The sequence below is a fragment of the Nonlabens sp. Hel1_33_55 genome (assembly GCF_900101765.1).
Lineage (GTDB): Bacteria > Bacteroidota > Bacteroidia > Flavobacteriales > Flavobacteriaceae > Nonlabens.
Genome location: NZ_LT627735.1, coordinates 421,789 through 446,343, shown reverse-complemented (window position 1 = coordinate 446,343; position 24,555 = coordinate 421,789). Strand labels below are relative to the sequence as shown.

Below are 24,555 nucleotides of genomic sequence, written 5' to 3'. Positions count from 1 at the left end.
CGTAGTTTACATAATTACGCTTTCGCGAAAGCGAGATAACATCATCCTCTAACTTTCTACTCCAGCAAATTCTTGTTGTATTGACATTCTTAATCTACGGTAGTAATCCTCTTCTAACCAATCTTTATAGTTGTTGGTGTTATTAATGATACAGTACGAATACCTACGAATACGATCCTTGATATCTTCTTTGAGCAGCTTTGCCAGTATACGGGCGTCAAAAACGTCCTCACTATTTTCTACACACCATTGAACGTGTTGTGCAATGCTCTCATCGAGGACTTCTTTTGACTTTCGGTTTTCCTTAGTGATGCGTTTGTATGCACCTCGTATATCAAAAGTGAAGTCCTTTGTATTAGGGAATTCTGCCTTGACATCATCCGGCATTTTATAAACGAAATTGCGCTCAATCTCCTCATCAGAAACAATATTCTCTACATAGAAATCCGGAGATCTAAATACTTGCTGCCAGTCTACCGGTTCATTCCACAAACCAAAACGGGCAACATTATTACCCAAATCGATAATTTGAAATTCTTCCTGATCCTTATATATACGGGATCCACGCCCAATCATTTGATAATAAAGCGTCAATGATTTTGTCGCTCGATTTAATATGATGGACTCTACTGACGGTTCATCAAAACCGGTCGTCAAAATACTAACCGATGTTAAGATCGCATCAGGTTTTTTCTTGAACCAGCGAAGTATCTCTTTACGTTCTTCCTTACTATTGGTGTTATCCAGGTGCTTAATTTCAAGACCAGCTCTTCTAAAGGTGTCCTCTACCTCAAGGCTGGTTCGTATACCATTATTGAAAATCAGGGTCTTCTTTCCTTTACTGGTTTCAAAATAAGCCTGCAGTAACTTATCCTGCATGGAATGATCAGTATACAGTTTTTCACTAGACTTAACGGTGTAATCACCGTTCATCCCTATGGTCAAACCACTTAGACCTACATCATAAGTGTGCGTTACAGCTCTAGAAAGAAAACCATTTTCAACTAGCGATGTAATGCTATCACCTACAATGAGCTCATCATAATTATCCTTCATGGGTAACTTGAAGTTGGAACTAAGCGGCGTTGCCGTAACTCCTAACATGAAGCAGTGTTCAAAATACTTAAACAACTTGCGGAAACTGTTATAGTGAGCCTCATCCACAATAACCATCCCTATATCTTCCAGTTTAAGCTTATCGTCTTGGATACGGTTATTAAGTGTTTCTACCATGGCAACAAAGCACTGGTAGTCCTTTTGATCATCTAACTCTTTAACCTTAGAGTTGATAATCTTATTCTTCACCTCAAAATTGTCCAAAACCTTAGAGGTCTGTTTACACAACTCGATACGGTGTGTTAGAATGACAACCTTCTTGTTTTTTTGTTTAAGATAACGCCTTACAATCTCAGAAAAAACTACGGTTTTACCACCACCAGTTGGAAGCTGATAAAGTAATTTGTAATCATCTGGTTGTTCATCAATGCGATCAAAAATCTGACTTAGATCACGCTTTTGGTAATCATAAAGTTTTTTGATTTTTGATTTAGGTTCTTGCTGCATAGATGATGTTATTTTCAGTTTTGGGATTTGCAAAAATAGGGAATTTAAATCCTTTTGAAACTACCGTAAACGTTGACTTTTTTAATTAATTTTTATTGATGCGAATTTAACAATGTAAAGACGCGCTTATTCCTATTTTTGCAAATTCCAACGCGATTGAATGGGTTCTTCCAAAAATAAATTTCAGCCTCAACGAGCACATCGGTATTATAAAATCACCGGTTTTTACTCGTTCGTAATGGAAAGCATCAAGAAATCGATGCCACCAGTACTAGTAGTCGTTGGTTTACTGGTCATCTTTCATTTTGCTGTAATGCCTATTCCAGATGCGCTGGAACTAGCTGTGGCAGAACTTCCTAACTACGGTGTATTGGCATTCTTTTTCGTTTCAGAAACGATTTTAGGTCTGATACCGCCAGAATTATTTATCGCCTGGGCAGGAAAAACCTCAGAGCCTGCACTCAACCTATTTTTCATTGCACTTCTCTCCTATCTTGGAGGAATGTGTTCTTATTTCATTGGAAGATGGTCGCTTAAAATTCCAGCCATTCACAATTATCTAGAAGTAAAAATGGCCAAACAATTGATCATGGCCAGAAAATGGGGTGGCATCTTGATCGCAGTGGGCGCGCTCTTGCCGTTGCCTTTTTCAGTTGGTAGTCTCGTCGCTGGAATGTTGCGATACCCTTTCAAATATTGGGTAATCATCGGTTTACTGCGTTTCTTGCGATTTGCCCTTTACGGTGCTGCTATATTCTCTGTAGTATAAGTCGTTTTCCGAATAATAGAACTCGACTTGCAGTCCACTAATTCCGCTTTAAAATATCTTATCATTCATGGTTTCTATGGAGTAATTATGTGCGTGATAATATCGCTTTCGCGAAAGCGAACTCATTAATAACCTCATCAAAACCTTTCTATTAAGGCATAAAAAAAACCTCCTATTTCTAGGAGGCTTTTCAATATTACCGAAGCTAGGATTTATTCTCCTGCTCTAGCCTTTTCCATTCCTTGTTCTACGATGTCAAAGAATTGATCCAACTTAGGAAGTACGATGATTCTTGTACGCCTATTCTTTGCACGCCCTGAAGCAGTATCATTATCTGCAACTGGCACATAGTAACTTCTACCTGCTGCAGTCATGCGCTCTGGAGCTACATTGAAGTCGTTTTGAAGGATTCTAGTAACAGATGCGGCACGTGCAGCACTCAATGACCAGTTGTCTTCGAATTTAGCAGTGCTGATTGATTGATTATCTGTGTGACCTTCAATCATGATCTCGATGTCTGGCTTGTCATTTACAACCTTAGCAACTTTACCTAATACATTTTTTGCAGCGTTGTTCACGTTAGCACTACCACTAGCAAACAATAACTTGTCGCTGATAGATACAAACACAACACCTTTCTCGACGTTGATGCTAATGTCCTCATCATCTATGTTACCTAAAACACCTTTGAAGCTCTGCACCAATGCAAGAGTAACGCTGTCTTTTCTTGTAATTGCCTCATTAAGAGTGCGAATCTGAAGGTCTTTTTCACGAAGACTTTCTAAAGATTTCTCAAGATTTTCAGCTCCTTTTTTAGAAAGAGTTGTCAAGTTTCCAGTATTGTCGATAAGTGACTGGTTGTTAGCACGTAAGTCAGCTACTTGTGAACGTAAAGCAGAAAGCTCTGCAGCAGACACTTTCTCATCTGCAAGACAAGCATTCAATTTAACGGTAGCAGAATCAAGTAATTCTTGGTTAAGTCTAGCTCTTGCTTCAGCAGCTTCTAAATCTTTTTTTGATGCACATGATACTGCTAATAATACAGTTAGTGCTAATAAGGCTATTTTTTTCATCGGATTTGTTATGTTTATTTAACGTTCAAAAGTAAAAATGTAAAGGTACCTCAAAGAATTGTTAACATAGAATTATAAGAAAGGTTCCTTAGAAAAAGTGTCTTTTTCCAGAAATGTAATAACTTAATACAATGCTAGTTACACCACTATTTTTCACATAGGACATCCTAGAATTTCTCAATACTCTACGCTTTTTTATCAATTCATTGAATTGTCCATAGAAACTGATGTGTGCCTTAATTATTGCAACAAAGTGTTTGAATTTTAGCTCAAACAAGAATTTGAATCCTGCAACACCATCTAAAAGTAATCTTAGAAGTATGATAAGCCAGTAATGAGAGCGAGAGTCGTTCTTAACGATGGTAAAAAGACTGTTTCTAAAGTTGAGGAACGTTTTTCTTGAATTCAAATTACTCAACGTCCCGCCTCCTAAGTGATAGACTTTCGATTCTGGAAAAACCTTGATCTTGTAATTCAATCGCCGCATTCTCCAGCACAGATCCACTTCTTCTTGATGCGCAAAATAATCCTCATCAAAACGTCCAGCCTCGACAAAAGCTTTTTTTCTAACAAATAACGCGGCACCACTTGCCCAATCGATCTCGATGGAATTATCATATCGGCCATGATCATTTTCCAAATAATCAAAAACACGTCCACGACAATATGGATAACCTAAATGATCTAAAAATCCACCGCTAGCACCGGCATATTCATAACGCTCCTTATTATTATAATCCATCAATACAGGTTGCGCAGCTCCTAGATCTAAGTCTTGTTCAAATTCAGTCAGGATGAAATCACACCAGTTTGGTGTTACTGCTACATCACTATTTAAAAGACACAATACCTCTGCATCTATTTGAGGTATGATCGCGTTATAACCACCAGCATAACCCAAGTTTTCTTGATTAACTATTACCTCAACATTAGAATATGTATTCTTTACCCATTCAACGCTACCGTCTGTTGATGCGTTGTCTGCAACTATAATTCGGTGATTTGAAGAAAATTCCACGACGCTAGGTAGAAATTCCTTCAACAACTCAAGACCGTTCCAATTGAGAATTACAATGGCTAATTTCATAAGCTATATTCAGGAAGATCTGTTATAAAATTATAACGTTGTTGCTCATAATCCATAGTGCAAAAGTAATGTTCCATACCATTACTGACCATTAGAAACCTAGAGTTTACAGCAAGGTTGTACCGTGCAATCTGGTCAAAAACCGTTTGATCAATATCAATGCTAGGTGCCTTACATTCTACAATAACCTCGATGCTGGCGTCAGGCCTGTAAACAACGATATCATATCGTTTAGAAGTTCCCGCTATAATCAATTGTTTCTCAACATTTATAAGGTTGATGGGTGTCTTTTTGAAATGTATGAGCCAATGAATGATATGCTGGCGCACCCATTCTTCTGGTTGCAGCTGGACAAACTTTTTACGTATGGGATCAAAAATGAGACGCCCTTTTTCAGTATTTTTAACCCTGAAATTTGCAGGCGGCAATCGCAGTGCCTTCATAAAACAAAACTACAAAAAGCGTTACGGCTCTAGATGAGTGATCTCAATAATATTCTTTCCAACATCAAGGCTAAAAAATTCTCTCCGGTATATTTTTTATATGGTGATGAACCTTACTTCATAGATCAAATAAGTGATGCCATTGAGAACAGCGTTCTGGATGAGTCAGAAAGAGGATTCAACCAGATGATTTTATATGGAAAGGACACAAAGGTTGATGAGATAATAGAAAGCGCAAAACGCTTCCCAATGATGGCGCCGTATCAAGTGATCATCGTGAAAGAAGCGCAACATCTAAGCTCCAAGTTGACACAGATGGAAAGCTATATGGAAAACCCATCTGCTACCACAATTCTCGTTTTCAATTTCAAATACAAAAAGCCAGATGGACGTACCAAGGTTTTCAAAAACATCAAGAAAAATGGGGTTGTCTTTGAGAGTAAAACGGTATATGATAATCAGATGCCCAATTGGATAACTGGACATCTTAAGCAGCTGGGATATTCCATAGAGCCTAAGGCGACACAAATGTTGGTGGAATTTATAGGGAATGATCTAAGCAGAATAAGCAATGAGCTTGAAAAACTGACCATTGTCCAAGATAAAAGTCAACCCATTACTCCACAGGCTATTGAGGAGAATATAGGTTTCTCAAAAGACTTCAACAATTTTGAATTGCGCAAAGCATTAGGAACTCGTGACACCGTCAAGGTGCACCGCATCATCAATTATTTTGCAGAAAACCCAAAGGATAATCCCATTGTCCTAACTACAGCGCAGCTACACAGTTTTTTTGTGCAGCTTTTGAAAGTGCATGCTCTTAAGGATCGATCGCCCAAAAGCGTGGCGAGAGCTGCTGGTATCAATCCGTTTTTCGTACAAGAAGTGTTGGTTGCAGTACGCAATTATCCTATGAAATATTGCAGCCGCGCGATACAGATTATACGAGAAATGGACGTGAAGTCAAAAGGTGTAGGCGCCATACAGATGCCACACGCAGATCTATTGAAAGAAACCATGGTTAAAATCATGGCGCCTTGAAGAATAAAACTCAAGCCTGGATCAGTGCAGCCAGGCCACGTACCCTGCCATTGAGCATTAGCGGGATTCTTGTGGGTAGCGCCTATGCTTATCTGGATATCGCTTTCGCGAAAGCGGAACTTGAATCAGCTTTTGGAGAAAATGTTATTAATATACCTGTCTCTAGTTTATATAATGCACTTTTCAACTGGTGGATTCCCGTTCTAGCATTATTGACCACATTAGGATTTCAGATCCTATCCAATTTTGCCAATGACTATGGCGATGGCGTCAAAGGCACAGATAATCACGAACGCATAGGTCCCATGAGAGCCATTCAAAGCGGCATCATACAGCCCGCGGAAATGAAACGAGTGATCATCATCACTTCCATTCTAACATTTATGTGTGCCATTGCGCTGATTTATGTAAGCTTAGGTTTGGAACAATTAGTCGACTCCTTGCTGTTCTTGGGCTTGGGAATTGCGGCCATATGGGCTGCTATTAAATATACGGTTGGCGATAATGCCTATGGATATCGAGGTTTGGGTGATGTATTTGTATTTATATTTTTTGGACCCGTCAGTGTTATAGGCATCTATTATCTAATCACATCCATTTTGAGCTGGCAACTAATCCTACCGTCTATCTCCATAGGACTTTTGAGTGTCACAGTCCTTAATTTGAATAATATGCGAGACATTAAAAGTGACCTTAAAGCTGGAAAGAATACCATACCGGTCAAATTAGGGCTAGCGAAGTCCAAAAAACTACATTATACTTATATCATCAGTGCTCTGGTTGCGATGACCCTATTTCTCTTAATCCAATTTACAGAAGCTGCAAATCTGGGAATATCCTTCCAATGGATTTTATTCTTACCAGTGCTTGCATTTATCCCATTGATAGCACATTTATTTACGGTTAAAAAAACAGCATCGTCGGTTTTACTGGATCCTGAATTGAAGAAAGTAGCTCTTTCTACTTTTTTACTCGCATTGCTTTCAGTTATATCAGTTTTGGTGATTAGCTAATTAACTGGAATACATTTATTTGAAGTGTTTATGTGCAATTTTAACTTTCTCAGATTTCAAATATTAACAAATGGAATTCTGAGAATCACTACATCATTCCCTATATTTAGTTGGTTAAAAATTCCACTTATTGAATAAAACTACGCTTCTAAAATTCTAATGTTATGGCACGAGCAATGTTCGAGTATACCATCTTGATTCTTGAAAAAGTAAGTTTTGAACCTACACTTTTCTGCAAGGAACTGGAAAAAGCGTTAAAGCATCTTCTACCCTTTGAAATTCAGGAACTAAATATCTGGCTTAAAAATCTATACATGATGCAGCCTGAATTGAAAGTATGTTTGCCACCTAGTTTTACTTAGGTCAACTTTATTTAGTGAAACCTTATCTATTTCTTTGACAACGGACTTATGATCTGGACATTGCTAAATGCAATAGCTCCTTTTATCACTCCTGCAATGACAGATTGAAGTGCATCTATTATTTGTAGTTTTAATTCTGATTTATGATAGATCAGGCTTACTTCTCTAGCTGGTGAAGGTTCTTCAAAAAATCTAAGGTTTTCCTTTTTAACTTCAGAAAGATCTAACGTATTTAAGTACGGTAACAACGTCATTCCAAGACCTTCATCAGACAACTTGATCATGGTCTCAAAACTTCCACTTTCCAATGTAAACTTGTCATCATCCTTCTTTTTGGAGCTGCGACAAAGATTAAGAACGTTGTCCTTAAAACAGTGGCCATCTTCCAACAGCAATAACTCATCGACGTTGATATCCTCAACCTTTATTTTTTCATTACTCTTACCTGCATTACGAGGATCGTAACAAACGAATGGTTCATAATAAAGAACCCGTTCCTTGATGACTTCATTTTCTAGCGGTGTCGCTGCAATGGCAGCGTCAATGGAACCTTCTAATAAACCGTCGATAATATTATCCGTAGTCAACTCCTCTATTCGCAATCTTACCTTAGGATAACGATTAACAAAATTCATCAGGAACATAGGTAACAAGGTAGGCATGACCGTTGGTATTACTCCTAATTTGAAATCACCACCAATAAATCCTTTTTCTTGATCCACAATATCTTGAATGCGGTCGCTCTCATTGACAATATTCTGAGCCTGCTGAACGATCTTTTTACCGGTCTCTGTTAATTCGATGGGCTTTTTAGTGCGGTCAAAAATCTGAACATCCAACTCATCTTCCAGCTTCTGGATTTGCATGCTTAACGTGGGTTGCGTAACAAATACCTTATTGGCTGCTTTTGTGAAATTTTGGTGTTGAGCAACCGCGAGAACATATTTAAGCTGGGTGATGGTCATGATAGATATTTTCTACAAAATTAATTAAATCTATTCGATTGCTCTATTGCTTTACATGACCTATCTAGCAAGCGTTCTGAAATTATTTAACATTTTACCAACTTAAACCGCCCGCTACCATAGGTAATTTAGTGTCCAACCGAAAAACAGAAAAGATGGCAACGATTACATTGGGCGGCAACGAGATTCATACTGCAGGCTCACTTCCAGAAGTAGGGTCAAAAGCACCAGGCTTTAAATTACTTAAAGATAATCTTTCAACAGCAACCTTAGAAGATTTCAAAGGTAGCCGTGTAGTATTTAATATATTTCCAAGCATCGATACTGATGTTTGTGCAACTTCAGTTCGCAACTTTAATAAAAGAGCTACAGAATTAGACAACACCCAGGTAGTCAGTGTTTCTAGAGATACACCTTTTGCCTTGAAGAGGTTTGCTAAGGATGAGGACACTAGCAACGTTATGAATTTAAGCGATATCAGGAATGGTGAATTCGGTGAGAGCTATGGTGTTACCATTCAAGATGGACCATTTGAAGGCTTTCATTCTAGAGCTGTCGTGGTCGTTGATGAAAATGGTAAGGTCATCTACAATCAACAAGTACCAGAGATAGGACAGGAACCTGATTATCTAGAAGCTCTTAAATCCCTACTATAATTGGGATTTGAAAAATTTATAAAAGGAAGATTAAAGGGTTGTGTCTATGCTTTTAATGGAGCCGCAACCCTTATTAAAACCGAACCTAGCATAAAAGTTCAGGTTTTTCTTTCTGTCGTGGTGACTGCCATGGGATTTTATTTCCAAATTACAGCAACCCAATGGATGTTCCAATTGCTTGCCATAGGACTCGTACTTACTGCAGAAGGTCTCAACAGCGCTATTGAAGCGGTAGCAGATTTCATTCATCCTGATTATCATATCAAAATAGGCCACATCAAAGATATTGCTGCTGGTGCCGTCTTCTTTGCAGCTGTCATTGCAACCATCATAGGCTTAATTATCTATCTACCATATTTCAGGAATTTGCTGGAAGTATAAATTGTATAATCAGCGAGCTGGTGGCTCAAAGAAACCATACAATATTGCTATTTTTGCTCGTTCACTATTGATATGGCCCGCAAAAAATCAACCACTAAAAAGAAAGTCTCAAAACAGTCTAAACCATTCACTATATCTTCATTTAAACTATCTCGTTTACAAGAAGTTATAGTAGGTTTTTTCCTGATTGCACTGGGCATTATTTTTTTATTGTCTTTCACTTCCTTTCTACTTATCTGGCGCAGCGATCAGAGCATTCTAGGACGCCTTACAGAACGTGAGCTGGAAGCACAAAATTGGTTGAGTAAATTAGGTGCATGGTTAGGTGATGTCTTTATATACGACGGTTTCGGGATTGCTGCCTTTTCCATTGCAATCCTATTAGTTATCACAGGTATTTATTTATTTGCAGCAAAACGTGGAGCTTTTTCGCTTTCGCGAAAGCGTATTTCTCTACTATGGATTTGGGGACTACCGCTCATGCTATGGCTATCTGTATTCTTTGGGTTCTTTCATGAAAGTTTGCCATTACTTGGCGGTATGGTAGGCATGGAGCTCAACGATTTTATGCAGGATTACATAGGTTTTATAGGTGCCATCATCGTAATGTCCTTTCTCGCATTGATCTATTTGACCTTAAGATTAGGTGTCACACCAGAAAAAGTGAGCAGTTATTTCAAAAGAACAACGGCACAAGTCAAGGAAGGATTTGATCCACTGGAAAACACAGAAGCCACAGATGAAGAAACCGATTGGAAAACAAATACTATTGAAGGCCAATCCAATACTTCAGGCGTTGATCTGAATGATATTCAAAATACCGAGGAGGAAGATATTCCAGAACCAGTCCTCAAAACTGAGCCAACCAAACCAGTAGTAACTACAATTCCTGCCTCAGGAGATGGCGACGATATCGGAATGGATATCGAGCAAACCGTTGATGAAGAAGAGGTTTTTGACAATAAGGCGTCTAAGTTGGTGCAAGATTTTGGTGAGTTTGATCCAACTTTAGAATTGAGCAATTACCAGTTCCCACCAATAGATCTTCTCAAGGATTACACAAAAGGAAAAACGATTACCATCAACGAGCAGGAATTGCAAGCCAATAAAGATCGTATCGTTGACACGCTTAAGAATTACAAGATTGGAATTGCAAAAATTACAGCGACCGTTGGCCCTACTGTAACTCTTTATGAAATCGTTCCCGAGGCTGGTGTACGTATTTCCAAAATCAAAAACCTAGAGGACGACATTGCATTATCGCTCGCGGCGTTAGGTATACGTATCATCGCTCCTATTCCTGGAAAGGGAACGATAGGTATCGAAGTTCCCAATCAAAATCCGTCCATTGTTTCTATGCGATCTGTGATCGCATCGCCTAAATTCCAGAATGCCGAAATGGCGCTGCCTATCGCTTTTGGGAAGACAATTAGTAACGAGACTTTTGTAGTAGACCTTGCCAAAATGCCTCACCTTCTCATGGCTGGTGCTACGGGTCAAGGAAAATCGGTTGGATTGAATGCCGTGCTTACCTCACTACTCTACTCAAAACATCCCGCCGAAGTCAAATTCGTACTCGTCGATCCGAAAAAGGTAGAATTGACGCTGTTCAACAAAATTGAACGTCACTATCTAGCTAAGCTTCCCGATAGTGAGGAAGCGATTATTACTGACAATTCCAAGGTGATCAATACACTCAATAGTTTATGTATTGAAATGGACCAGCGCTATGATATTTTGAAAGAGGCGATGTGCCGTAACATCAAGGAATACAACACAAAATTTAAGGCTAGAAAACTCAATCCAGCAAACGGGCACAAATTCCTTCCTTATATAGTACTCGTTGTAGATGAGTTTGCAGATCTGATTATGACGGCTGGTAAAGAAGTAGAAACGCCTATCGCAAGACTCGCGCAACTAGCTCGTGCCATAGGAATTCACTTGATTATTGCAACACAGCGACCGTCAGTTAATGTAATCACGGGTATGATCAAGGCCAACTTCCCTGCGCGTGTTTCTTTTAGAGTTCAACAGAAAGTGGATTCAAGAACAATTCTTGATAGCGGTGGCGCAGATCAATTGATAGGTCGTGGTGACATGTTATATACGTCTGGAAACGAGATTATTCGTATTCAATGTGCATTTGTGGACACGCCAGAAGTAGAGAAAATTACTGATTTTATTGGCTCTCAAAAAGCCTATCCAGACGCTCATTTGTTACCAGAATACGTGGGCGAGGAAGGTGGCACAAGTCTTGATATTAGTATAGACGAGCGCGATTCAAAGTTCCGTGAAGGTGCAGAGATTATCGTGATTGCACAACAAGGTAGTGCCTCTTTATTGCAACGCAAATTGAAGTTGGGTTACAACCGTGCTGGTAGAATTATTGACCAGTTGGAAGCTGCAGGAATCGTTGGAGGTTTTGAAGGCAGCAAGGCTAGACAGGTTTTGGTTCCAGATCTAGCGGCGCTCGAGGTACTTTTAAATGAAGAAAAGAATAAATAGATGAAAATGAAGAATTTATATATAGTGGTTTTGGTATTTTTCGCTTTCCCGAAAGCGGGAACAGCACAATCCAGTCAAGCAACTAAATTATTGGATCAAGTAGCAGCCAAATACAAGGGCTATGACAACGTCACCTTTACCTATAAAGGAAATTTAAAAAACTCCAAAGCCAACTTTGACACAGATCTCCAAGGTGAAGCAAAATTGAGCGGTAATAAGTATAACGCGACCTATAACGGGACAACTTATATGTATGACGGTAAAAAATTATATACCATCAATCGCGAGGATGAGCAGGTAACTATCGCCACTCAAAACAACGACGGCAGTGAGATGATCAACCCATCCAATATCATGACGTTTTACCAGAAAGGTTATAACAAGGAATTGGATATCGTACAGAATGTAAAGGGAAGAAAAATCCAATACGTCAAGCTCACTCCTATTAAATCAGGCTCAGATTACAAGAATATATTGTTAGGTATTGATGCCAATACCAAGCATATCTACAACACCATCATTACAGAACGTAGCGGTACGGTGATTACGTTTACCTTACAAACGTTCAAGACAAATGAACCTCTAGCCAAAAACTGTTTTACATTTGATTCTAGCCAGTACAAAAACTGGGACATCGAGGAAATGAACTAGATTGAAGATACTGGATCGCTACATATTGACACAATTTATAAAGACGTTCTTGAGCGTCTTTATTGTGTTAATGTTTATTTTGATCTTGCAGGCGATCTGGCTTTACATTAAAGATATTGCTGGAAAGGATATTGACCTTATCACCATTGGTAAGTTCATGATGTACACGATACCAGTGATCGTGCCGCTGGCTTTACCTTTAAGTATCCTTCTTGCCTCTATCATGGTATTTGGGAACATGGCAGAAAACTATGAGTTTGCCGCCATGAAATCCAACGGTATTTCTTTGCAGCGTGCCATGCGCAGCTTGACGATTGTAATCTTCTCGCTGGGTATCACCAGTTTTGTATTTGCAAATACGGTCATTCCTTGGGGAAATTTAAAACAGCGTAATCTACGTCGCAATATAGCTCAGGTGAAACCTGCCATGGCGATTAGCAAAAACGTGTTCAATCAGCTGGGTGATATTAATATCAAGGTTTCTGATAAAACTGGTGATCGCGGTGAGTTTCTAGATGATGTGATCATCCACAAGAAGAGTCCTGGTCGTTCTGGAAATTGGCGAGTCATCAAAAGCGAAAAAGGCGAATTAAAAAGTTCCCTCAAGTCTGATATCATACAATTGGTATTGACTAATGGTAACTATTACGAAGATCTCTTTGTGAATGATCCCAGAAAGCGAGCATCATCTCCTTTTGTAAAAAGCTATTTTGATACTTATACCTTGAATGTTGACGTATCAGAATTGAACGACGTGGACATGGATAAGGAAAACGTAACGGATGATCACCAGATGCTTAAGATCAATGAACTGCAAACGCAGATTGATTCATTTTCTGCCAATTACAATTCGCAGAAAGATATTTACAACAGGACACAGCTATTAAAATGGTCACCAGATAAACTATCTGATCGTTTGACACGATATGTTGATTCCACTACGAATCTAGAGCCTTTCTATGAGCGCCTATCTCTAAATGACCAAAAACGAGCTGTAGATGTTGGTATGAATAAAGTGACCCAACAAATCTATGCGATCAAAGCACGCAAGGAGCAGCTGCAGCGAGAAATAGTACGACTCAATAAATATGAAATTGAGATTCATAAGAAATATGTTTTGGGAGTTGCCTGTGTCATTTTGTTCTTTATAGGAGCACCATTAGGAGCCATTATTAGAAAAGGTGGAATGGGATTACCACTAGTTGTGGCCACCATTTTCTTTTTAACGTATCACTTCATCGGGATTTTTGCAGAAAAATCTGCTGCGGAAGGTGCTTTCCCAGCATGGCTAGGCGCATGGATGAGCACGCTCATTATTTTCCCGATAGGCATTTTCCTCACTTATCGCGCTACAACAGATCAAGGTTTCTTTGATCTAGGCGGTACCTTTAATTCCCTACTCAACAAGTTCAAAAAGAAACCCAAAGCCCCAACCACCGCGGCATAAACCCGTATCTTTGTGTAAGAATTGAAAGAGGAAAAGTACCATGGTTACAGAACAGCAGCAAACAAAGATTCAGCTGGATCGTATTGAAGATGCTATAGAGGATATCAAGAACGGTAAAGTTATTATCGTTGTTGACGATGAGAATCGGGAGAATGAGGGTGATTTTCTTGCCAGTGCACAATCAGTAACTCCAGAGATGATCAATTTTATGGCGACCCATGGTCGCGGTTTGATTTGCTGTCCTATTACAGAGAAACGTGTCAAGGAACTAGAGTTACCCATGATGGTAAACAATAATTCTGATCCTATGGAAACAGCATTTACAGTTTCCGTTGATTTGCGTGGTCATGGAGTCACCACTGGCATCAGCGCCAGCGATCGAGCACTCACTATCAAAGCGATCATAGATAAGAATACCAAATCACACGACCTTACTAAACCTGGACATATCTTCCCTTTGAAAGCTAGAGATGGTGGAGTTCTAAGAAGAACAGGACATACTGAAGCCGCTATAGATTTTGCCAGATTGGCCGGTCATGAGCCCGCAGGCGTGATTGTAGAGATCATGAATGAGAACGGCACCATGGCAAGGTTGCCGCAATTGGTTGAAGTAGCGCGCAAGCACGATCTAAAATTGGTCAGTATTGAAGACTTAGTGGCCTATCGCATGAAAAATGATAGCCTGATCGTAAAGAAAGAAGACTTTGAACTAAAGACACGTTTTGGGAATTATCGTTTACGAGCATACCAGCAAACCACTAACGATCAAATCCACCTTGCATTGACATTGGGAGATTGGGATCACGATGATGTGGTGATGACGAGAATGAATTCGACTCAGGTGAACAATGACCTCTTCTCTACCCTAACATCAGAGGCAGACCGCAAGTTGGACGCCATGTTTGAGCGATTAAATAAAGAAGGCAAAGGCGCCATAGTGTTTATTAACCAGCAGTTTGAGCCTGAGAATATGCTGGGAAGATTGGAAGAGCTTAAAGAACTTCAGGAAAATGGCACCCATAAAGCACCAAGACGTCATTTGGACAACAAGGATTATGGAATAGGTGCTCAAATCTTACATGATCTCAATATTTCCAAGCTCAAATTAATGACCAACAGCGAGCAAAGCAAACGCATTGGGATTATAGGCTATGACCTTGAGATTGTAGAAACCGTGGATTATTAAATAAATTTCGCTTTCGCGAAAGCGAACTCAACAACATGGCCTCAAACAATATTACTGAACAAGACTCAAATCACGATCATCTAGAAAAGATGACCACACGTGAATTGCTTACTGCTATCAATAATGAAGATCAACAGGTCGCACAAGCAGTGCAAATGATTCTTCCAAAGATTGAGGCATTAGTGGATGTCATTGTTGAGAAAATGAAGAATGCTGGAAGGCTGTTTTACATAGGTGCTGGAACTAGTGGTCGTTTGGGAATTTTGGATGCGAGTGAGTGTCCACCAACTTTTGGAGTAGCACCAGATAAAGTCATAGGCATCATCGCCGGTGGTGATCAAGCAATTAGAAATGCAGTTGAAAATGCTGAAGATGATCGTGAACAAGCCATAAAAGACCTTGATCAATATAACCTTAGTAAGAATGATGTAGTAATAGGTATTGCAGCTAGTGGTCGCACACCTTATGTGATAGGTGGTCTTGAAGATTGTAAAAAGCGTGACGTCATTACTGGAGGAATCACTTGTAATCCAGGAAGTCAACTGGATGATATTGCAGATTATTCACTCGTTCCTGTCGTGGGTCCAGAATTTGTGACTGGTAGTAGTCGTATGAAAGCTGGAACTGCACAAAAAATGGTACTCAATATGATCAGTACCAGCGTGATGATTAAATTAGGACACATTAAAGGAAATAAAATGATCGATATGCAATTGAGCAACGACAAACTCGTTGATAGAGGTACCCGCATGATCATGGAAGCTACTAAAATGGATTATGAACAGTCTCAAGAAATGCTCAAGAAATACGGTAGTGTTAGAAGCGTTCTTGATCATATAGGAATTTGCTAATGGAAACCCAACAACCGTCTACAGATAGAGATGTTTTGAGCAAAGGAGTGAAACGCCTTATGATGGCGATTCCTTTTTTCTTTCTGGGCCCTATTCTTATTTATATAGGTGCTGGTAGCGAGCATCCCATCATATTTTTAATACCAGGAATTGCGTTTGCAATTCTTGCCATCGTTTTTATGTATCAAGGCATCCAGACTATTCTTGATTCTATGTTTAAAACCAACAAAACACGATAGATGAAATATTTATTTTCCCTTTTCATAATGCTCTTCATCCTCACCAGTTGCAAGGATAAAACAATAGAAATTACCGAAGAACCAAAAGAGCAAACTACTGAACTAGCAGTTCTAAGCGAAGATGAGCTACTTGTTGATTTGGTAGAATTGGCTCATGGTAAGGAGCAGTTTACTAACAAGGAAATGGTTCAATTTGATATTGACCTGAGTTTTGGAGGCCAGCAGCGATTGGAAGGAACTGTTTACATGTCCACAGATTCCAAATACGTAAGAGTTGATAAAACAGATGGAAGCTCTCTTATCTATGATGGAAAGCAGGTATGGATGAGTCCTAAAGATGCAAATAATGAAGGTGCTCGATTTGATATGTTCACTTGGAGCTATTTCTTTGCTTTACCTTTTAAATTATCAGATGAAGGCACCATCACCAATTTGTTTCCGGATACGGAAAATTTTAAAGTGATCCGGCTGACTTTTGAAAACGGAACAGGTGATGCACCAGATGATTGGTATGAAATTTATATCGATAAAGAAACTGATCTTATTGACCACGCAGGTTATATCGTCACCTACGGCGGGACGCCAGCAGAAAAGGCCGCAGAAAATGCTCACGCCATAGCGTACAGCGACTATCAAACAGTTGAAAATGTCCCTATAGCTACCAGTTGGAAATTTTATAATTATTCCAATGGTATTGATCGTTCTAAGGTGATAGGTGAAGCTAACATCAGTAATATCGAATTTGGTATGGTTAAAAAAGACCTTTTCTCGCAACCAGAAAATGCTATAGAGGTAAACTTATAATTCTCCATGACGCGCCCTAAATATATATCTGCCTTTGTTTTTATAATGCTTACGGCATTTGTTTCCTTGGCGCAGGAGCAACCGGTTGATTCGCTTATAAGAGTAGAATCACCATTTGAGAGTATCAATGAGCAGGAATTTCCTGGAGCTATTTTGTACTTGAGAAATGCAGGAAAACAAGTCTTTGTGCAACATAGAGGTATTGAAATGTACTGCGACAAAGCCGTATTTTACAAGGAAAGTAACTTCATCAAGGCTATTGGTAACGTGAGGATGAATCAAGGTGATACCATTACCATGAGCTCCAAGTATGCCGAATATAATGGTGGCAACCAGCTTGCATTTGCTAGTGGAAATGTCAATATGCGTAGTCCAGAATCCACGCTTCAAACTGATACCTTGTGGTTTAATAGAAAACGTCAGCAAGCTTATTATCGTAGCGGTGGTACCGTACGGGATACAGCTAGCACCTTAAAAAGTAGGGTTGGCACTTATTTTATGAAGGATAAAAAATATCAATTCCTTGATAAGGTTGTAGTCACTAACCCAGAATACGTCATCAACTCCAACCACTTGAATTTCTATTCTGATTCAGGGTATGTGTACATGTATGGTCCATCGACCATTACCGGTAAAACGAGCAAGGTCTATTGCGAGCGCGGATTTTACGACACACGGGCAGATGAAGGGTATTTTGTAAAAAACTCCAGCATTGATTACAATGACCGTAATGTAAAGGGCGATAGTCTCTACTTTAATCGTGGACGAGATTTCGCTAGCGGAGTCAACAATATAAAGATCACAGACACCATTAATAATTCCATCATCAAAGGAGACTATGCCGAGGTTTTTAGGTCTAAGGACTCCGTTTTTATAACAAAACGAGCTGTAGCTATTTCATTGCAGGGTCAAGACAGCGTTTACATACATGCAGATACCTTAATGATCACTGGTAAAGAAGATGATAGATTGGTTCGAGGTTTTTATGATGTTCGGCTATTCAAAAGTGATCTGAGTGGTAGATCAGACAGTATCGTTTCTAGACAGACTACTGGTTTAACTAAGATGATTACAAATCCCGTTTTATGGAGTGGAAAGAGCCAGATTACTGGCGATAGCATTTTCATTCAAAGCAACGTGGAGACCGAAAAACTAGATTCCTTGAGAGTTTTCTATAATGCATTTATTGCAGATCAAGACACCGCTGGAGGATTCAATCAAATTAAGGGAAAGGAGCTCACGGGTTTATTTAAGGATAACGAATTGAGTATAGTCAACATTGATAAAAATGTGGAGCACCTCATTTATTTGCGCAACGACATTCAAGAGCTCATTGGAATTGATAAAAGAACGAGTGGTCGTATGGTCCTTGAACTAGAAAATCAAGAGGTAATTGTCAATACCTATTATAATGAGGCAAAGGGAACCACGTTCCCTCCAGAAGAGTTGCCCGTAAATGCACGAACCTTAAGAGGATTAAACTGGCGTGAAGAAGAGCGACCTTATTCCTATAGTGATCTTTTTAAAGGTCAACCTGTTCCCAAACAAATTAAGATCCAAGGGTTACCATTACCAAAAGTTGAAGAAGATTTCTTTACAGAAGACGATCTAGAAAACCTGAACGAAAACAGCGAGCTCAAAAAAGAAGATCTGGAAAACAGAGAAAAAGACAAGATTGAAAACATTGAAGGAACCGGTGACAATTGAAAGAAGACTTCTTTAAATACCAGGCTCCTACTACTCCATTTGCACCAGGATTAGAAATTGACAGCGCATCTGGCAATTACATTACAGATATCGCTGGAAAAAAATATCTTGACATGGTCGCTGGAGTAAGCGCGCTGCCATTAGGTCATTGTCATCCCAAAATTATAGCTGCGGTCAAAACTCAGCTGGATCGCTACATGCATGTAATGGTGTATGGCGAGTATTCACAACAGCCTGCCGTTGAACTTTGCAAACTGCTAGCCAGCACAATGCCTGCACCACTGGAAATGACTTATTTAGTTAACAGTGGTACAGAAGCCATTGAGGCTTCAATAAAACTTGCACGAACCGTCACACAGCGTTCTGAGATCATCGCCATGAAAAATTGCTATCATGGTAATACGTTAGGTTCCCTTAGTTTGATGGATTATGAAGAGCGTAAGGCTCCGTTTAGGCCGTTATTACCAGATGTTAATCACATACAATTCAATTGCCTACCAGATCTCAACAAAATTACCGAGCGTACAGCCGCCGTCATCATGGAAACTATTCAAGGTGGTGCAGGATTTATTATGCCAGATGAGCGTTGGTTCAACGCACTGCGAGAAAAGTGTACAGCAACCGGTAGCTTATTGATTCTGGATGAGATTCAGCCAGGAGTTGGTCGCACGGGCACCATGTGGCATTTTCAGCAATATGGAATCGTACCAGATGTGGTGGTTAGTGGTAAAGGTCTGGCTGGTGGCTTGCCTATAGGCTCATTGACGGCTAGTGCGGCACACCTCAATCATTTCAAAACCTCACCTATGTTGGGGCACATCACCACTTTTGGTGGGAATCCAGTGATCGCTTCGGCGGCTCTTGCAACTTTGAAAGCTGTTGTAGAAGATGGTTATATGGAACGTATGAAGATGATGGAATTACGCTTTCGCGAAAGCTTACTCTCCAAAAACATTGTGCAAGTAAGAGGTACTGGTTTGATGCTGGCTGCCATTTTGCCCGATGCTAAATACACGGCTGCCATAGTTGACCGATGCCGAGAAAAAGGAGTTATTTTCTTTTTATTGCTTTTCGAAAAACGCGCCATTCGCATCACTCCACCGTATACAGTGACCATGGACGAAATTGATCATGCCTGTAATATTTTGAAGGAAACTATCGCTGAATTTTACAACTAAAAACCACCGTTTTGCAGTGTTTATAAGATGTTGACAAGAGATTAGACAGTTGGTGCGAGACTTTGGCAAATCTTTTGAACTTAGTAAGAAGCGGATCATTAAAAATTCGACCCATGGAATTCAACTTAAATAGTGATGATGATTTGAGCATTGAGAAGTTTGAATTAATGCTGAAAACAAACGAAGTAGGTTTCTTTGATAGTGATGAATTTGAAGAAATTATTGAACATTATCTAGAGAACGGAAAGATGGCTCTAGCCCGCAAAGCGATTCATCTTGCCATGAATCAGCATCCGTCATCAGTAAATCTTAGACTGTTCCATGCAGAGATGCTAATTTTTGATGACAAGTTTGACGTGGCTCATGGATTATTAGACGAGCTGCACGAACTACAACCTCAGAATTCTGAGATCTTTATCCAGAAAGCCAACATTTTTTCAAAAACTGAACAGCATGAAAAGGCTATCAACCTGCTTAACGATGCCTTAGCATTAACTGACGATCGCGCAGATGTTTACAATCTAATAGGAATGGAATTCCTTTTCATCGAAGATTATTCCAGTGCCAAACTCAATTTCATGCAGTGTCTAGAGTTAGATGACACAGATTATTCTGCGCTGTATAATATCATATACTGTTTCGATTTTTTACAGGAAAATCAGCAAGCGATCGACTTCTTGAATATGTTTCTAAACAAGAATCCGTATTGTGAGGTCGCTTGGCATCAAGTAGGGAAGCAGTATTTTGATTTAAAAATGTATGAGAAATCACTGGCAGCTTTTGAGTTCGCTATTATTTCTGATGACCACTTTGTTGGCGCTTATTTAGAAAAAGGAAAGGTTTTGGAAAAGTTGGGACGATACAACGAGGCCATTGAAAATTATCAGATTACCTTAGAATTGGACGACCCCACGTCTTTCGCATATTTGCGCTTGGGAAAATGTTTCAACAAGTTAGGAAACAGTGAGATGGCCATTAAGTATTATAAGAAAACGATTAATGAAGATCCGCTATTAGATAAAGGCTGGATTGCTATAGTAGATTATTACTCAAAATTGCTTAATTATCCTAAAGCCTTAAGCTATATAGAAAAAGCGATAGAGGTTGATGGAGAAAATGCATTATACTGGACTAGATATGCGCACCTAAATAAACGCCTAAACTTTTTTGAAGAAGCTGAATATGGTTACCGAAAAGCCATTGAATTAGGTAATTACGAAGAAGAAACCTGGCTATCAAGAGCAGACATTCTATTAGCTTTAGGAGAAACTGAGGCTGTTGTTTCAAACCTTAATCATGGCCTAGAATTCTACCCACAACAAGTGGAAATGGAATACCGTATTGCCGGAGCCTACTACAAATTGAATGAAAATGTAAAGGCTAGATTCCACCTGCAAAATGCGTTAAAGAACGACCCTGAGTTTGTGATCATTCTTGAAGAGTTATTCCCACAGCTTTTGAAAGAGAAAGAAGTTAAAGACCTTATCGCCAGATACAGCTGATGTTCTTTTTTACAAAAAAAATTTTCCTCGCTGATGCGATCGATAGTATTGTCGATGTGCATAATCATTTGTTACCTAATATCGATGACGGTTCAGATAGTCTGGAAACTACTTCTCAAATGATTAAGTTGTATCGAGAGTTGGGTTTTTCTGGAGTATATACAACACCACATACCATGGAAGATTACTATGGGAATGATGCGGATAAGATCAAAAACTCTTTCACTCAAACCAAGGCCGATTTATCAGAAAACGAAGCAAGTTTTTTACTGGGAACTGCATCAGAATATATGATGGATGGCGGCTTTGAAGAGCTTCTTAAAACAGAAAACTTCCTGACGCTACCAAACAAGCAGTTGCTATTTGAATTTAGTTATTTTCAAAAACCAGTCAATGCGGAAGAATTGATATTTGAAATGAATAATCTAGAGATCCATCCAATTCTGGCTCATCCAGAGCGATACAGATATTTAGATGTTAAGAAGATTCTAGACTTCAAGAATAGAGGCTGTGCCTTACAACTCAATGTATTAAGTCTTTCTGGACATTACGGATCAGATGCAAAGCAAAAATCACTTGCCCTTTTGAAAGATAACCAATATGAAATTCTTGCCACTGATGCTCACAAACCCGAGCATTTGGAAAAAGTAAAACAGATTCAAATGGATAAGAAGATCATGCCAGCTCTTCAACATCTAGTGGAAGTTCAAATGGCCAAATTCAATTAAATCGCGATTCTGTGATTTTTTACTTTTTGAACTTTAAGGTTTTCATTAATCTAGTCCAAGCACTGTCTTGATCCACTCCATAGGAATAAGCATATTTATTCCCATAACCAAAGTTGGCGATCTTAACATTATTAAGAACCATAGCTACATTCTTGAGCTTTTCACTTTCTATGGTGTCGCTCACAAAGTCTAACAGCGGTTTTTCAGTATAGTTGGCTCGAGCCACATATACCGTAACATCTGCTTTATCGCTTATTAATAAAGTATCTGTAACTAGCATCGATGGGGCACTGTCAATGATAACCACATCATAGTTTGCCTTACCGTAAGCTAATAACTCATCAACTCGAGAACTCATCCATAATTCGGCTGGATTAGGCGGTATAGCTCCAGATAAGAATATTTTCAGATTTGGGTTGGCATCACTTTCATGAATCAGTTCTTCGGGTTTATATTCTGGATAAACAAGAAACTCCGTTACTCCTTTTAAGTTCTTACTACCTTTTTCTAAATATCTATGCAATTGTGGATTTCTAATATCACCACCGATGAGCAAGACATTCTTTCCTGAATTAGCCATAGTCATAGCAAGATTGAAAGACACAAATGTTTTACCTTCTCCTTTTACAGAAGAGGTAACAATTACCACTGGAGATTTTACTGAACTTCCCAAAGCGGAAAGTTTATATTGAAGATTGGTTCGTAAGATTCTAAAGGACTCGGCCAGTACAGATCGATCGTTCTTTTCAATCATGTCGGACTCGTCAGAAGATAATTCGGGCACCTCTCCTAGAAAAGGAGTATTGGAAAGTCTATTCGTAACGTCTTTACGATTTTCAATCTTGTTATTAAAAAGGCCCATCAAATAAACAAACGCTAAAGGGATCAATAGTCCTGAAATCAATGCCCCTGAATAAATAACATTGGATTTAGGCGCAATGCTTGATGTACTTCCCCAAGCTGCATCTACAACTTTTGCTTTTGGAGCAGTAACGGCTAGTGAAATAGCAGTCTCCTCTCGTTTAGTAACTAAAAATAGATAAATAGACTCGATGATGGTTTGATTACGTGCAATACCTCTAAAGACACGTTCTGCTTCGGGAACCTCAGCAATCCTATCGTCCACCTTAGATTCTTGAGCGCTCAAAGCATTACGCTTGATTCGTAAAGCAGATAGATAACCACTCAATGAGCTTAATATTGAATTACGTAAGGTGGTGAGTTGATCCCTATATTGAATAACTGTGGGGTTCAATTCGGTAGAGGTTTTCAAAAGTTCTTGATAACGTAGCGCTAGTCGATTATATTGATCCAATCCAGTATTAATTTCTAGACTCTGCAAGCCTACATTGCCAGGTAACAACTCCCCTAGGGGCGTAGATTGCAACGACTGTTGTAAAAAATTTCCAACTTGTAGTTCAGACTCTGCTTCGATCAGTCGCTTCGTGAACTCGCTAGAAAAGTCAAGATTCATTTGAGATTGTGCCTCAATGTTAGAAATATTATTAGAGGTCTTAAAATCTTGTATAGTATTTTCAACGGAATCTAAATCAACACTTATGGCCTCTATCCGTTCTTCAATAAATCGTGCAGTATTAGTAGCAACGAGATTTTTATCATTAATAGCATCCGCATTATATTGAATGACCAATTCATTAAGAATATCAACAGCACGAGCCAAAACATTATCTGTTAGAGATAGGTTCAATACACTTCCACCTCTACTACCAGTAGAAACTTGAAGGCGAGACGCTATAGAAGATACTAAGTTTTCTGCATTTAACATTTTGATAACATATTCCCGTCCAAAATTAGATGGTGGTGATATCAAGGACTTAGGAGTTAGAAATAAAGAGCCTTGTGGTAATAGTAGTGGAGTATCAAAATTAAACTCTTGGTAAGGTTCATTTTCAACCAGTTTAAAAGCAAAGGAGCTGTCGCTTACTGTTTTTAAATAGATAGATTGAGTTTTTCTATCCTTAGGACTAGATCCTACATCATCTATAAAACGGGCAGCATATGGGAACTCCGTATAAACGTCTGTGATTTTAATATTCCCTTCTTGCAAAATTTGCACGCCTAAGTGAAGCTCATTCACGACAGCTCTCACCAATCGTTTAGAGGTAAGAATTTCAATTTCATTAGCCAGGCTGTTACCTGAACTTCCAAGAACTCCTATATCCTGAAATGTACTGAGCTCAGAAAAACCTCCTCCGCCTTGGGTATCTTTAATGATAATGGAGGCCGAAGCTTGATAGGACTTTGCAGTATATCTAAGGTATAAAAAAGCTCCTAATAATGCGATAAAAACGCTGAGAATCAACCAAGGCCATACCCGTAAGTAAGGAGCTATAAGTTGTCCAATAGAGGTATCTGATGAGGTATTCTGAATATTTTCCAATGA

General features: G+C 39.1%; 22 protein-coding genes and 1 pseudogene. 17 read left to right on the top strand and 6 right to left on the bottom strand.

The features are described 5' to 3' along the window. Nucleotides 1-48: 48 nt before the first annotated feature. Complete coding sequence (locus BLO34_RS02010; protein WP_090752143.1) at nt 49-1,563, bottom strand: DEAD/DEAH box helicase; 1,515 nt, start codon at nt 1,561-1,563, stop codon at nt 49-51. 238 nt (nt 1,564-1,801) lie between these two features. Between BLO34_RS02010 and BLO34_RS02005 the strand changes: the two genes are divergently transcribed. After that, nucleotides 1,802-2,332: a YqaA family protein gene (locus tag BLO34_RS02005; RefSeq protein WP_231959537.1), complete on the top strand. Its 531-nt coding sequence runs from the start codon at nt 1,802-1,804 to the stop codon at nt 2,330-2,332. Nucleotides 2,333-2,544: 212 nt separating this feature from the next. On the opposite strand, the gene BLO34_RS02000 is transcribed toward BLO34_RS02005, so the two are convergent. The 3 genes from BLO34_RS02000 to BLO34_RS01990 form a co-directional block, all read right to left on the bottom strand. Further along, complete coding sequence (locus BLO34_RS02000; RefSeq protein ID WP_090752140.1) at nt 2,545-3,405, bottom strand: flagellar motor protein MotB; 861 nt, start codon at nt 3,403-3,405, stop codon at nt 2,545-2,547. Nucleotides 3,406-3,493: 88 nt separating this feature from the next. Next, the gene (locus BLO34_RS01995; RefSeq protein WP_090752138.1) at nt 3,494-4,492 is read right to left on the bottom strand and encodes a glycosyltransferase family 2 protein; all 999 of its coding nucleotides are present in this window, start codon (nt 4,490-4,492) and stop codon (nt 3,494-3,496) included. Then, a complete protein-coding gene (locus BLO34_RS01990) occupies nt 4,489-4,935 on the bottom strand; it encodes a type I restriction enzyme HsdR N-terminal domain-containing protein (RefSeq protein ID WP_090752137.1) in 447 nt (148 codons plus the stop codon). Before BLO34_RS01990 ends, BLO34_RS01995 begins: the two co-directional genes overlap by 4 nt. A 33-nt stretch (nt 4,936-4,968) precedes the next feature. On the opposite strand from BLO34_RS01990, the gene holA reads away from it, so the two are divergent. The 3 genes from holA to BLO34_RS01975 all read left to right on the top strand — a co-directional run bounded on the left by holA (nt 4,969) and on the right by BLO34_RS01975 (nt 7,351). Beyond that, a complete protein-coding gene (holA, locus tag BLO34_RS01985) occupies nt 4,969-5,976 on the top strand; it encodes a DNA polymerase III subunit delta (RefSeq protein WP_090752135.1) in 1,008 nt (335 codons plus the stop codon). Then, on the top strand, nt 5,973-6,989 hold the full coding sequence (menA, locus tag BLO34_RS01980; RefSeq protein WP_090752133.1) for a 1,4-dihydroxy-2-naphthoate octaprenyltransferase: 1,017 nt from the start codon (nt 5,973-5,975) through the stop codon (nt 6,987-6,989). The genes holA and menA overlap by 4 nt, the downstream gene beginning before the upstream one ends. 164 nt (nt 6,990-7,153) lie before the next feature. Next, nucleotides 7,154-7,351 (top strand): hypothetical protein, encoded by a 198-nt coding sequence (locus BLO34_RS01975; RefSeq protein ID WP_090752131.1) that lies wholly within the window; start codon nt 7,154-7,156, stop codon nt 7,349-7,351. Between the two features lie 26 nt (nt 7,352-7,377). Here the strand turns inward: BLO34_RS01975 and BLO34_RS01970 are convergent, their stop codons facing one another. Further along, nucleotides 7,378-8,316 (bottom strand): LysR family transcriptional regulator, encoded by a 939-nt coding sequence (locus tag BLO34_RS01970; protein WP_090752129.1) that lies wholly within the window; start codon nt 8,314-8,316, stop codon nt 7,378-7,380. A gap of 155 nt (nt 8,317-8,471) precedes the next feature. On the opposite strand from BLO34_RS01970, the gene tpx reads away from it, so the two are divergent. From tpx to BLO34_RS01905, 13 genes and pseudogenes are all read left to right on the top strand, one after another. After that, nucleotides 8,472-8,972, top strand: coding sequence for a thiol peroxidase (gene tpx, locus BLO34_RS01965; RefSeq protein ID WP_090756362.1), 501 nt, complete (start codon nt 8,472-8,474; stop codon nt 8,970-8,972). Beyond that, nucleotides 8,973-9,353 (top strand): diacylglycerol kinase, encoded by a 381-nt coding sequence (locus tag BLO34_RS01960; protein WP_090752127.1) that lies wholly within the window; start codon nt 8,973-8,975, stop codon nt 9,351-9,353. It abuts the gene before it with no gap. 72 nt (nt 9,354-9,425) lie between these two features. Further along, nucleotides 9,426-11,858 (top strand): DNA translocase FtsK, encoded by a 2,433-nt coding sequence (locus BLO34_RS01955; protein ID WP_090752126.1) that lies wholly within the window; start codon nt 9,426-9,428, stop codon nt 11,856-11,858. Between the two features lie 6 nt (nt 11,859-11,864). Beyond that, on the top strand, nt 11,865-12,509 hold the full coding sequence (locus BLO34_RS01950; protein ID WP_090756360.1) for a LolA family protein: 645 nt from the start codon (nt 11,865-11,867) through the stop codon (nt 12,507-12,509). A 70-nt stretch (nt 12,510-12,579) separates the two neighbouring features. Then, entirely contained in the window at nt 12,580-13,956 is a 1,377-nt protein-coding gene (locus BLO34_RS01945) for an LptF/LptG family permease (protein ID WP_231959536.1), read from the top strand. A gap of 40 nt (nt 13,957-13,996) precedes the next feature. Then, on the top strand, nt 13,997-15,142 hold the full coding sequence (gene ribB, locus BLO34_RS01940) for a 3,4-dihydroxy-2-butanone-4-phosphate synthase (RefSeq protein ID WP_090752122.1): 1,146 nt from the start codon (nt 13,997-13,999) through the stop codon (nt 15,140-15,142). A 26-nt stretch (nt 15,143-15,168) separates the two neighbouring features. Continuing rightward, nucleotides 15,169-15,993: pseudogene (gene murQ / locus BLO34_RS01935) on the top strand (N-acetylmuramic acid 6-phosphate etherase); the annotation flags it as partial. Further along, nucleotides 15,993-16,232 carry a DUF6095 family protein gene (locus BLO34_RS01930; RefSeq protein WP_090752118.1) on the top strand — a complete coding sequence of 80 codons (240 nt, stop codon included), beginning with the start codon at nt 15,993-15,995 and terminating at the stop codon, nt 16,230-16,232. The pseudogene murQ and the gene BLO34_RS01930, both read left to right, overlap by 1 nt. Next, nucleotides 16,233-17,036 (top strand): DUF6503 family protein, encoded by an 804-nt coding sequence (locus BLO34_RS01925; protein WP_157686620.1) that lies wholly within the window; start codon nt 16,233-16,235, stop codon nt 17,034-17,036. Nucleotides 17,037-17,042: 6 nt separating this feature from the next. After that, a complete protein-coding gene (locus BLO34_RS01920; RefSeq protein ID WP_231959535.1) occupies nt 17,043-18,743 on the top strand; it encodes an OstA-like protein in 1,701 nt (566 codons plus the stop codon). Beyond that, entirely contained in the window at nt 18,740-19,921 is a 1,182-nt protein-coding gene (locus BLO34_RS01915) for an aspartate aminotransferase family protein (protein WP_090752111.1), read from the top strand. Before BLO34_RS01920 ends, BLO34_RS01915 begins: the two co-directional genes overlap by 4 nt. 113 nt (nt 19,922-20,034) lie before the next feature. Continuing rightward, nucleotides 20,035-21,423 carry a tetratricopeptide repeat protein gene (locus BLO34_RS01910; protein ID WP_090752109.1) on the top strand — a complete coding sequence of 463 codons (1,389 nt, stop codon included), beginning with the start codon at nt 20,035-20,037 and terminating at the stop codon, nt 21,421-21,423. After that, entirely contained in the window at nt 21,423-22,151 is a 729-nt protein-coding gene (locus BLO34_RS01905; RefSeq protein ID WP_090752107.1) for a tyrosine-protein phosphatase, read from the top strand. The genes BLO34_RS01910 and BLO34_RS01905 overlap by 1 nt, the downstream gene beginning before the upstream one ends. Nucleotides 22,152-22,170: 19 nt before the next feature. Here BLO34_RS01905 and BLO34_RS01900 read toward each other — a convergent pair whose 3' ends face one another. Then, entirely contained in the window at nt 22,171-24,552 is a 2,382-nt protein-coding gene (locus tag BLO34_RS01900) for a GumC family protein (RefSeq protein ID WP_090752105.1), read from the bottom strand. Between the last annotated feature and the right edge of the window lie 3 nt (nt 24,553-24,555).